At 72.4% G+C, this 10270-nt stretch carries 12 protein-coding genes; 6 read left to right on the top strand and 6 right to left on the bottom strand.

Annotation, left to right across the window (positions count from 1 at the left end):
- On the bottom strand, positions 1 to 201 hold a 201-nt coding region (locus QH270_RS11425; protein WP_280340767.1), incomplete at its 3' end, for a hypothetical protein.
- 56 nt (positions 202 to 257) lie between these two features.
- Here QH270_RS11425 and QH270_RS11420 point away from each other — a divergent pair.
- Positions 258 to 1067 carry a hypothetical protein gene (locus QH270_RS11420; protein WP_280340766.1) on the top strand — a complete coding sequence of 270 codons (810 nt, stop codon included), beginning with the start codon at positions 258 to 260 and terminating at the stop codon, positions 1065 to 1067.
- Positions 1068 to 1126: 59 nt separating this feature from the next.
- Here the strand turns inward: QH270_RS11420 and QH270_RS11415 are convergent, their stop codons facing one another.
- Genes QH270_RS11415 through QH270_RS11400 form a run of 4 tightly spaced genes read right to left on the bottom strand, consistent with a single transcriptional unit; the run spans position 1127 to position 4751 of the window.
- Entirely contained in the window at positions 1127 to 1816 is a 690-nt protein-coding gene (locus QH270_RS11415; protein WP_280340765.1) for an urease accessory protein UreD, read from the bottom strand.
- Complete coding sequence (gene ureG / locus QH270_RS11410) at positions 1806 to 2513, bottom strand: urease accessory protein UreG (protein WP_280340764.1); 708 nt, start codon at positions 2511 to 2513, stop codon at positions 1806 to 1808. Before ureG ends, QH270_RS11415 begins: the two co-directional genes overlap by 11 nt.
- 37 nt (positions 2514 to 2550) lie before the next feature.
- Positions 2551 to 3198, bottom strand: a complete 648-nt coding sequence (locus QH270_RS11405; RefSeq protein ID WP_280340763.1) for an urease accessory protein UreF — start codon at positions 3196 to 3198, stop codon at positions 2551 to 2553.
- A gap of 47 nt (positions 3199 to 3245) precedes the next feature.
- Complete coding sequence (locus tag QH270_RS11400; protein WP_280340762.1) at positions 3246 to 4751, bottom strand: MFS transporter; 1506 nt, start codon at positions 4749 to 4751, stop codon at positions 3246 to 3248.
- Between the two features lie 91 nt (positions 4752 to 4842).
- Here QH270_RS11400 and QH270_RS11395 point away from each other — a divergent pair, with 91 nt between their 5' ends.
- From QH270_RS11395 to QH270_RS11385, 3 genes are read left to right on the top strand one after another with little or no spacing between them, the layout of a single operon-like run.
- Positions 4843 to 5529 carry a TetR/AcrR family transcriptional regulator gene (locus tag QH270_RS11395; protein WP_280340761.1) on the top strand — a complete coding sequence of 229 codons (687 nt, stop codon included), beginning with the start codon at positions 4843 to 4845 and terminating at the stop codon, positions 5527 to 5529.
- A gap of 47 nt (positions 5530 to 5576) precedes the next feature.
- Positions 5577 to 6557: a zinc-binding dehydrogenase gene (locus QH270_RS11390; protein WP_280340760.1), complete on the top strand. Its 981-nt coding sequence runs from the start codon at positions 5577 to 5579 to the stop codon at positions 6555 to 6557.
- A 35-nt stretch (positions 6558 to 6592) separates the two neighbouring features.
- Positions 6593 to 7279 carry a class I SAM-dependent methyltransferase gene (locus QH270_RS11385; protein WP_280340759.1) on the top strand — a complete coding sequence of 229 codons (687 nt, stop codon included), beginning with the start codon at positions 6593 to 6595 and terminating at the stop codon, positions 7277 to 7279.
- A gap of 75 nt (positions 7280 to 7354) precedes the next feature.
- Here the strand turns inward: QH270_RS11385 and QH270_RS11380 are convergent, their stop codons facing one another.
- A complete protein-coding gene (locus tag QH270_RS11380) occupies positions 7355 to 8569 on the bottom strand; it encodes a DUF418 domain-containing protein (RefSeq protein WP_280340757.1) in 1215 nt (404 codons plus the stop codon).
- A 140-nt stretch (positions 8570 to 8709) separates the two neighbouring features.
- Here QH270_RS11380 and QH270_RS11375 point away from each other — a divergent pair, with 140 nt between their 5' ends.
- Positions 8710 to 9099, top strand: coding sequence for a hypothetical protein (locus QH270_RS11375; RefSeq protein ID WP_280340756.1), 390 nt, complete (start codon positions 8710 to 8712; stop codon positions 9097 to 9099).
- Between the two features lie 69 nt (positions 9100 to 9168).
- Positions 9169 to 10155 (top strand): alcohol dehydrogenase catalytic domain-containing protein, encoded by a 987-nt coding sequence (locus QH270_RS11370; protein WP_280340755.1) that lies wholly within the window; start codon positions 9169 to 9171, stop codon positions 10153 to 10155.
- Positions 10156 to 10270 lie beyond the last annotated feature (115 nt).

The raw sequence follows: 10270 nt of genomic DNA, 5'->3' as shown, positions 1-10270 counted from the left end.
CCCCCCCCCCCCCCCCCCCCCCCCCCCCCCCCCCCCCCCCCCCCCCCCCCCCCCCCGCGGGCGGCCCGCCCCCCCCCCCCCCGCCCCCCCCCCCCCCCCCCCGGGGGGGGGGCCCCCCCCCCCCCCCCCCCCCGCCCGGCGTTTCCGCGCCGCGATCCCTTTCCGGCACGTTCCCGTTTCGGACCCATCCGTCTCCGGCACCGGTCCGAATGTCGGAGGTCATATGTGTGACCAATCCCCAGGATGAAAGGTGATCTATGGCGACGGGGAAACACAGGGCGCCGAGCCCGCAGCGACAGAAGGTGGGTTCGGTCGTCGCGGCAGGAGCGGTACCCCTGGTCATGGCCCTGATCGGCACGGGCACCGCGAACGCCGATCCCGCGCAGGCGGCGGTGACCCAGCACGATCAACCGGCCGGGCCGGAGTTCGACGCGGTGGCACCCAACGCCACCCCTTACGTGGGCAAGCAGATGCCGGAGAACACGCGCAGCTCGCTGCAGTGGTCGCGCACCGGCCCGGAGACGGACTACCTGTCTCCGGTGGGCACGTTGCACGCACCGACCGCGGTCGCGCCGGTGCCGCCGATCCTGCCGCCGCCGGGGCAGTTCCGCTTCGGTGACCAGCAGGTTCCGGTGCCCGACTTCGTTCCGGTGGACACCTCGATCCAGATCAACGACGCCGCGGCCAACACCGAGGCGAACCTGGCGACCTTCCTCGACTCGGTCGGGCTCGAGCGCAGCCGCTCCGACCACATCGCGGCCTCGACCCTGGGCAGCGCGGCGCGCGGCGCGGTGGTCGGGTCCACGGTGGCCATCCCGTTCGCGATGGCGGCGAGCACGGGCGGCGCGATCGCCGGCCTCGTGGCCGGTGTGCCGTTCCTGCCGGTCGGCCTGGTCGCCGGTCCGATCCTGGGTGGGATGGCGGGCTACATGGCGGTGTCGGTGCCCGCGACGGTCGTCGGCGCCGGGGTCGGTGCCGCCGTCGGCGCGGCCAGTGGTTTCCTCACACCGCCGCGGGCCGCAGCACCGGAGACGGTCGCCGACCAGGCGGAGCTCGTCAGCGCCTGAGCGATCCGGGTAGTGACAGTGGGAGCCGGAATACCGGCTCCCACTGTTGTTTTCGCCGATCAGCCGACCGCGAACGCCGGTGCGGCTGCGCGCGGCTCCTCGGCATCGAGCCGGGTACCCGTGCGCGTCGCGAGCGTTCCCCCGGCGGCCAGCGGCAGCCGGACCGCGTCGACGCCGCCTGTCCAGGCGGGCCGGTCGTCGGGGTAGACGAGTTCGCTGTCGAGTGCGCGGGGCGCGCGCAGCCGGTCGTCGGTGTGGGTCCCGGCGCCGAGCGCTAGCCGGTGCCGCAGCAGCGGAACGTCGTCGAGATCGGCGATCAGGTCACCGCGCCAGCTGCCGTCGTCCTCCCCGCTGCGGCCGATCTGCACCCGTTCCCGCAGCCGCAGCCGCGCGTCCGGCGCCAGCAGCACCGTGGTCACCGTGTGGTGGCGGGCGCCCCCGGCCACGATGGTCGGTTCCGGGTCGAAGTCCAGGGTGGCGCCGGATCCGAGCTCGAAATGCCAGTGCGCCACCGACAGTGGGGTGCGGGCGCTCGGCAGCGCGATCGTCGCCGCCACCGAGCGGACCGTCAGCCGCGCGCCGGGGAGCACGGTGACGCGGATGTCGAGTTCGTCACCACCGAGCGGGGTCGCGGCGGTGCCGATCAGGTGCACCGTGTCGGCGCCGGTGTACCGCCCGGCCAGGCCGCCGACCGCATCGATGCGCGGCAGCCTGCCCGGGGCGGCGACAATGCTCAGTTCAGTGCGCAACGCCGGTGGCCGCGTCCTGCTCGGCGACGACGCGCAGTTGCTCACGCACCCAGGCCAGCACGGGGGTGGCGGCCGGGTCGTCGGTCAGCGACACGAGCGCGGTGGGTCGGCCCTCACGCACCTTGGCCGCGTCGCGCTCCATGACACCCAGGTCGGCGCCGACCAGCGGAGCCAGGTCGGTCTTGTTCACCACCAGCAGGTCGGAGAACGTGACGCCCGGCCCGCCCTTGCGCGGCACCTTGTCGCCCCCGGCGACGTCGACGACGAAGATCTGCACATCGATCAGGCCGGAGGAGAACGTGGCGGTGAGGTTGTCGCCGCCGGATTCCACCAGGATCAGATCGAGCGGCGGATTGGCCGCGACCAGGTCGTCGATGGCGTCGAGGTTGGCGGTGATGTCGTCGCGGATGGCGGTGTGCGGGCAGCCGCCGGTCTGCACGGCGGTGATCCGCTCGTCGGGCAGTACCGCGTGGCGGCGCAGGAAGTCCGCGTCCTCGGTGGTGTAGATGTCGTTGGTCAGCACGGCGAGGGAGAGTTCGTCGCGCAGCTGCCTGCACAGCGCCGCGACCAGCGCGGTCTTGCCGGAGCCCACCGGGCCGCCGATGCCGATGCGCAGCGCCTCGCCCGGTGCGCGGTGCCGCTTGGGGCGGTCGTGGCTGTGCTCGTGCGGTTCGCCATCGATCAGATGGGGCGGCATGGGTACTCCTTCTCGGGGGACGGGGAATTCGGGAAGCTCAGGAAGCGAACAACGGCATGTCGCGCAGCAGATGACGTTCGGCCATGGCGTCCTGCAGCGGGTCCGACAGCGCGGCGAGCGCACCCGCGGCCTCGGCGGCGAGCGCGTCGCACAGCGGCGCGAGCCGGATCGTGGCGTCGGCGATGGCCGCCGGATCGAGGGCGAGCAGCCGTTGCGCGGCCGTGGCGGCACCGGTGAGCGTGGTGTAGACGACCACGCCGGCGAGTTGCTCCGGGTCCGCGCCGCACGCCGACCCGACCATGCCGAACACCGTCGACAGGTGGGGTCGGACACCGGCGCGCGCCCACTCGTGGCTCGGCCACAGCTGTTTCGCGAGGCGCAGCAGGCCGCGGCCCTGCGCACGCGAGGCGGTGCGCGCGGCGGGGGCGGGGGTGCGGGCGTCGGCCTCGAGCTCGGCGCGCTCGGGCGTCAGCGTGCCCGCGCACACCGCCGCCGCCAGCGAGGCGGCCACCAGGCCCGAGGTCGCGACGCGTCGCCGTAGATACAGCTCGACACTTCCGGTGTCGCGCACCAGCCCCGACGCCACCGCTTCCTCGACGCCACCGGAGTGCACGTGCCCGCCGATCGGCAGGCGCGAGTCGGCCAGCGCGAGCAAGGTCGCCAGGCCCGCACCCTCGTTTCGCATCCGCCGATCCTATGCAACCGGGCGGTCCCGGCGCCCCGTGAGGGCGCTCAGTGGTGCAGCTCACCTCGGGTCTCGGTCGTCATCGCGCGGGCGCCCCGCGCCGACCGCCAGGCCAGTGCCGCCATCGCGAGGAGCAGCAGCGCCCCACCGGTCGTCGCGACGTGCATGCCGCTGACGAACGACTCGCGCGCCGCGGCGACCAGACCGCTGTCGCCGTTCGCGTGCAGGATCGTCTCGCCGAGGGTGTCGCCGAAGTCGCCGCCGGACCGGAAGACCAGCGCGGCCACCGAACCCAGCAGGGCGAGACCGAGCGAATTGCCGAGTTCGAAGCTGGTCTCGGAGATGCCCACCGCGGACCCGGCCCGCTCGGCGGGCACCGCCGACACCGCGACGTCCGACACCAGCGTGAACGAGATGCCGTAGCCGATGCCCGCGATCATCGAGCCGAGGATGTACCAGGGCAGGCCACCGTCGACACCGACGCCGAGCAGCATCAGGTTGCCGACGGCCGACATCACCAGCGCGAGGGTGAAGGTCGCCCGCACCCCGAGCGCCCGTCCCACCCTGGCTCCGCTCATCGAGAACACGAACACCGCGACCGCCATCGGGATGCCGAGCAGAGCCGCCTGCAGTGGATCACGCCCGGTGACCGATTGCAGGTAGATGCTGGTCAGGTAGCTCATCGCGGCCAGCGACATCATGCCGACCAGGCTCGCCCCGATCGCGACCCGGAACAGCGGCCGGGTGAACAGGCTCAGGTCCAGCAGTGGTTCGGCCAGGCTGCGCTGCCTGCGCACGAACACGATCAGCACGACGACGCCGACCGCGGCGATCACCACCGAGGCGAGGTCGAAGCCCTCCGCCGCCAGGTGCTTGATGCCGTAGACCACCGGCAGGATGCCGGCGATGGACAGCGCGACGCTGGGCAGATCGAGCGGGCCGAGCGTGGTGGACCGGTGCTCGGGCAGCAGGATCGGGCCGAAGATCAGCAGGATCGCCAGCACGGGGATGTTGATCAGGAACACCGAGCCCCACCAGAAGTGGTGCAGCAGCAGCCCGCCGATGATCGGGCCGACCGCCGAGCCGCCGGCGAAGAACGCGGTCCACACGCCGATCGCGGTGGCGCGTTGGCGAACGTCGGGGAACAGGCTCGAGATGAGTGCCAGGCTCGACGGCAACAGTGTCGCGCCGCCGATACCCATCAGCACGCGCGCGGCGATGAGGATCTCGGCGCTGGGCGCGAACGCGGCCAGCACGGAGGCGAGGCCGAACAGGGAGGCGCCGAGGAGCAGGATGTTGCGGCGGCCGATCCGGTCACCGAGATTGCCCATCGTGATGAGCAGTCCGGCCAGCATGAAACCGTAGATGTCGAGGATCCAGAGCTGTTGGGAGGCACTGGGATCCAGGTCGGCCGTGAGGGTCGGCATGGCGAGGAACAGCACCGAGATGTCCATCGACACCAGCAGCACCGGGAGCAGCAGCACGCCGAGGCCGAGCCACGCGCGGCGTCCACCGGCGACTGCGGTGGGCACCGCCGGTTCCAGCTTCGTCATTCCGACATCCTTCCAGGGGTTTGCGTACGCCGTACGCGGGTAACGGGTACAGTGTACGCATGCTCGGGGGTCATGGAAAGTGAATCATGGGATGACTGATGCGAAGCTCACACGCACCGCGATCATCGACGTAGCGATCGCCCTCGCCGACGCCGACGGGCTCGACGCGGTCTCGATGCGCCGCATCGCCGAGCGGCTCGAGGTCGGCACCATGTCGCTGTATCGGCACGTGACCAACAAGGACGAACTGATCGCCGCGATGACCGACGAGATCGCGGCCCGGCATCCCTACCCCGACCCGGCCGACCACGGCTGGACCTGGCGCGACCGCGTGCGCATCGCGGCGCAGATCGATTGGGAGCTCTACCAGCAGCATCCGTGGGTGCTGCTCACCTTCGCGGTGCCCCGCTACAGCTTCGGCCCCCAGGGCCTCAACAGTCTCGCCTGGCTGGTGGCGGGGCTGCGGGAGCTGGACGTGACCGTGCGCGAAGCCACCACCATGGCCTTCACGGTGTGGAACTACATCTCCGGCGCGAGCCTGCCCGTCGTCGGCGGCTCGCTGCTGGCCGAGAAGCGCACCGCCACCGACGACACGAACGGCCTGCGGGACCTGCTGGAGGGCACCCCCTCGTTCCCGGTGCCGCCCGCCCTGGCCGAGCTGAACGGTGCCGGGGTGAGCGAGCTGACCTCCGAGGACCTGCTGTTCCTCGGCCTGGACGCGCTGTGCGACGGATTCGCGGCCCGCGCCGACCGCGAGCAGCGACCGATCGCGGGCTGACCACCACGCTTGACCTCAACCATCATTCAGGTTGAACGATGGTGGGCATGCACGCGATCAGACTCCACGAATTCGGTCCGGCCACGAACCTGCGCTACGAGACCGTCCCCGATCCCGAACCCGGCGCGGGTCAGGTGCGCATCGCCGTGGCGGCCAGCGGTGTCCACCTGGTCGACACCGCGTTGCGCCGCGGGGAGCCCGGCCCGTTCCCGGTGCCCGCCCTGCCGACGGTGCCGGGGCGCGAGGTCGCCGGGACCGTCGACCGGGTGGGCGAGGGTGTCGATCCGGGACTGCTCGGCCGCACGGTGGTCACCCACCTCGGCACCGCCCCCGGCGGGTACGCCGAGCTGGCGGTGGCCGACGCCGGTCGCCTGCTGACCGTCCCCGGCACCGTCTCGCCCGGTGCCGCCGTCGCCATGATCGGCACCGGCCGCACCACGCTCGGCATTCTGCTGTTCACCGATCTCGATGCCGACAGCGTCGCGGTGGTGACGGCGGCCGCCGGCGGCATCGGCACCCTGCTCGTGCAGTACGCCCGGGCGATGGGCGCCACGGTGGTCGGGCTGGCGGGCGGGCCGGAGAAGGTCCGCCGGGTCGCGGCCAACGGCGCCGACATCGCCGTGGACTACACCGCCGCCGACTGGCCGGACCAGGTCCGCGCCCGCCTGGGTGGGCGGACCGCGACCGATGTGTTCGACGGCGTGGGCGGCGCGAACGGCGCGGCCGCGGTCGACCTCCTCGGCCCCGGCGGCACGCACCTGATCCACGGCTGGTCCAGCGGCGCCGAAACCGCCCTGGACCCGGCGACGCTCGCAACCCGGCACATCACCTCCCGTTCCGTCCTCGGCCCCCCGATGATCGAGCGCGCGGGCGGCGACCTGCTCCCGCTCTCCCGCCGCGCGCTGGACCTCGCCGCCGAGGGCACTTTCGTGCCCGCCCTCACCGAATTCCCCCTCGCGGAGGCCGCCCGGGCCCACGAGGCCCTCGAATCCCGCGCCACCACAGGAAAAGTCGTCCTCGTCCCCTGACCGGCGCGGATCGCTCCGTGGTGAAGACTGGTCCCATGACGGACGCACAGGAACCCGCAGACCGCCGCCTCGCCGCCGAAGCCTTGGCCGCGAACGATCCGACCGGATGGTTCGAACCGCTCTACGCCGAGGCCGCGGCAGGGTCCTCGATCGTCCCGTGGGACAACGCCTACCCCAACCCCCTGCTGGCGGATTGGCTCGCGGCCCACCCGGTTCCGGTCGGGGCCCGCGCGCTGGTCATCGGCTGCGGCTTGGGCACCGACGCCGAATTCGTCGCCGCCCAGGGCATCCGCACCACCGCGTTCGACATCTCCCCCACCGCGATCCGCGGTGCACGCGCCCGCCACCCGGGGTCACCGGTCGCCTACCAGGTCGCCGACCTGCTGAACCCACCCACGGCGTGGGCGGCTGCCTTCGACCTGGTCATCGAATCGATCACCGTCCAGTCGCTGCCACCCACCGTCCGCGAGCCGGCCCTCGCCGCCCTGCGTACCTTTCCGGCTCCCGGCGCGACCCTGCTCGTCATCGCCGATATCGCCACCACTCCCTTGCCCGGCCCACCATGGCCCCTCACCCGGGCGGACATCGACGCCATCGCCACCCCCGACCTCACCCCGGTCCGCGTCGAACGCCTCCCCCGGCCCGACTTCCCCGGACGCCACCGCTGGCGCGCGGAATTCCACCAGGCCGACCGGCTCGATCCGACCTCTGGCAGACAATGACCACCGCGTCGCGCGAAGGACGCAAGCCGCGTCGGCAACCATGACAGCAGCCGTCCGGCCCACCGCCCGAAGCTCCTATTCGACGTGCGCCGCAGCGGGTTCCGCAGGTCGCCGCCAGGCCGGGATCGTGCGATAGGTGGCGGCCCGCAGGACCCACTCGATCGGGCCGTAGAGGTGGCCGCGCAGCCACCAAATGCTGACGGCGAGCTGAGCGGCGAAGGTGAGCAGGGCGACACCGAGGACGCCGAGGGGCGGGATGTCGTCGGCGAGGGCGAAGCCGTAGCCGGTGTAGACGAGCATGAGCACGACCGACTGGCCGATGTAGTTGGTGGCGGCCATGCGGCCCGCGGGGGCGAGCCGGGCGAGGAATCGGCCGACGCGGCGCGTGTGCGCCAGGCGCAGGATGGCGGCGATGTAGGCGAAGGTCATGGCGGGGGCTACCAGGTACTGCACGCCGTGCAGCAGCGGCGGGTCCCACCAGCGCATGAGCTGGCCGAAGGTCATCACCGAGATCGGCACGCCGAGGCCGAATCCGATCAGCATCGCCCGGGAAGACCAGCGGCGCACCGTCTCCGGGTCCTCGAACAGCTTGCGGTTGCCCGCCGTCATCCCAAGCAGAAACATCGCCAGGCTCGGCAGGCCCTGACTGAACCAGATCAGGAACAGCCAGATCGGGGCGATGGCGGTCTGGGCGGCGAAGGTGTCGGCGAAGCCGCCGGTGTAGTCGGCCGAGAGCTTCGGCAGGTCGAAGAACTCGCCGAGCCCGAGGATGCCGACCTCGCTGCCGGGCAGGAACGCCCACACCGACCACAGCGAGTACAGCACGATCGCCGTGCCGATCGCGGTGCGTGCCTTCTTCTTCCGCAATGCGATCAGCAGCAGACACAACACGGCGTAGAGGGTGAGGATGTCACCGATCCACAGGAAATAGACGTGCAGGAGCCCGATCGCGAACAGGGCGCCGCACCGCCGCAACAGCCGCCGGGTCGGCGCGGCCCCCGCCCGCTCGGCGGCGGCGATCTGGAGCGTGAACGAATACCCGAACAGGAACGCGAACAGCAGATAGAAGCGGCCGGTGAACAGCGCGTCGACGCCGGCGCGCACCACCTGATCGACAGTGCCGTCGAACACCGAGACCGGCTTGTCGCGGGTGCCTGCCACCGACCAGAGGGTGGTCGCGACGATCGCGTTGGTGATCAGGATGCCGAACAGGGCGAAGCCGCGCAGGATGTCGACCTCGGCGAGGCGTCGACCCGAAGGTGGTGCGGACGAGCGTGTTCCGACGGTCATCCACCGAGGGTAGGCGTGCCGACCCGCTCGGCTCGTCCGCCGCGGGAGCTATTTCCCCGCCCTACTCCGGGCCCTCCCACATCCGTCTCGCGGCGTATTGACATCGCCGGGCGCGGCCGCGGTGCGCCTAGAATTTAGACGTGCACACCCCTGTCCCGCCGCGCCCCGAACTGGTCGCCGCCGTCGAATCCCTGCACGCCGATCTGGCGCGCTGGCTGGGTTCGGCCGCGCCCGAGGAGGTCTTCGACCGCTTCGCCGCCGCGCAGCATCCGACGTTCAGCATGGTCACGACCGCCGGTGCGGTACTCGCGCGCGACGAACTGCTGACCGGTCTGCGCGGCGCGCGCAACGCCCGCCCCGGTCTGGTCATCGACATCACCGAGGTCGAGAGCATCGTCGACGACACGACGATCGTGCTTCGCTTCCTCGAGACCCATCGCGTCGGCGCCGCGGCCGAGGCGCGCCGGGTCACCGCGGTGCTCGACCGCGACCTGCGCTGGCGCGCCGTGCACGAAACGCCGCTGCCCTGATCGAGGCCACCGCGGTGCCACAATGGGAGCCGACTCGGGCGGGGACACGCGACCACCACGGAGGCGGAGATGCAGGCTGTTGTCATCGACGAGTTCGGCGAACCGAAGGACGTGCTCGGGACGCGGGAGGTGCCCGCGCCGGAACCCGGGCCGGGTGAGCTGCGGATCGCGACCGTCCTCTCCCCGATCCACAATCACGATCTGGCCATCATCCGCGGCGTCTACGGTTATCGGCCGCCGCTGCCCGCCACCCCCGGCACCGAGGCGGTGGGTGTCGTCGACGCGGTCGGTGCCGGGGTCACCGGACTCGAGGTCGGTCAGCGGGTCGCGGTCGCGGGGACGCGGGCGGCGTGGGCCGACTTCTTCGTGGCCCGCGCCGACCAGGTCGTCCCGGTGCCGCCGAACGTGCCCGACGAGACCGCCTGCCAGCTGCTGGCCATGCCGTTGAGTTCGCTCATGCTGCTCGACGACCTGCGGGTGCAGCCGGGCCAGTGGATCGCGGTGAACGCCGCCAACGGCGCGGTCGGGCGCCAGGTGAACCTGTTCGCGCAGCAGCGCGGGGTCCGGGTGCTGAGCCTGGTGCGTGGTCCCGACTCGGTGCGCGCGCTCGAGCAGCTCGGTTTCGGTCCGGTGCTCGACACCGAGGTCGACGGGTGGGCGACGCGGGCGGCGGAGGTCACCAACGGTGAACCGATCGTGCGCGGTGTCGATCAGGTCAGCGGTCCGGCCGCCAACGCGTTGATGTCGCTGCTGGCGCCGCGCGGTGAGCTGGTGTCCTTCGGCGCGCTGTCGGGTCAGCCGCTGATCATCGACACCGGCGCGGTCATCTTCAAACAGGCTGTGGTGAAAGGTTTCTGGGGCCAGCAGCGCGGCGCCGAGATCGATCGCGGCGACTACGTCCGCCTGATCACCGAACTGGTCGGCTGGGCCGCCGACGGCACGGTTCGCCTCGACGTGCAGGCCGAGTTCCCGCTCGACCGCGCCGGCGAGGCCGCCGTGGTCTCGGAGACGCCGGGCCGCAACGGCAAGGTGGTCCTGCGCGCCGGCGCCCGCTGACCCCGGTGATCGGGCGGGCCGATCGCGCGATCGCGGGGGGGGGGGGGGGGGGGGCGCGGGGGGGGCGGGGGGGGGGGGGGGGGGGCCCCCCCCGCCCCCGCGGGGGGGGGGCGGG

It is taken from the genome of Nocardia neocaledoniensis, assembly GCF_029868625.1.
In the GTDB taxonomy this organism is placed as follows: domain Bacteria; phylum Actinomycetota; class Actinomycetes; order Mycobacteriales; family Mycobacteriaceae; genus Nocardia; species Nocardia neocaledoniensis_A.
This window is presented reverse-complemented; position numbering and strand designations above follow the sequence as displayed.

What these genes read in the sequence shown, in the direction of transcription:
- QH270_RS11420 (WP_280340766.1), top strand. Translation starts at nt 258, where the DNA reads ATGGCGACGGGGAAACACAGGGCGCCGAGCCCGCAGCGACAGAAGGTG.
- QH270_RS11405 (WP_280340763.1), bottom strand. Translation starts at nt 3,198, where the DNA reads ATGCGAAACGAGGGTGCGGGCCTGGCGACCTTGCTCGCGCTGGCCGAC.
- ureG (WP_280340764.1), bottom strand. Translation starts at nt 2,513, where the DNA reads ATGCCGCCCCATCTGATCGATGGCGAACCGCACGAGCACAGCCACGAC.
- QH270_RS11395 (WP_280340761.1), top strand. Translation starts at nt 4,843, where the DNA reads ATGACTGATGCGAAGCTCACACGCACCGCGATCATCGACGTAGCGATC.
- QH270_RS11380 (WP_280340757.1), bottom strand. Translation starts at nt 8,569, where the DNA reads ATGACCGTCGGAACACGCTCGTCCGCACCACCTTCGGGTCGACGCCTC.
- QH270_RS11390 (WP_280340760.1), top strand. Translation starts at nt 5,577, where the DNA reads ATGCACGCGATCAGACTCCACGAATTCGGTCCGGCCACGAACCTGCGC.
- QH270_RS11385 (WP_280340759.1), top strand. Translation starts at nt 6,593, where the DNA reads ATGACGGACGCACAGGAACCCGCAGACCGCCGCCTCGCCGCCGAAGCC.
- QH270_RS11370 (WP_280340755.1), top strand. Translation starts at nt 9,169, where the DNA reads ATGCAGGCTGTTGTCATCGACGAGTTCGGCGAACCGAAGGACGTGCTC.
- QH270_RS11400 (WP_280340762.1), bottom strand. Translation starts at nt 4,751, where the DNA reads ATGACGAAGCTGGAACCGGCGGTGCCCACCGCAGTCGCCGGTGGACGC.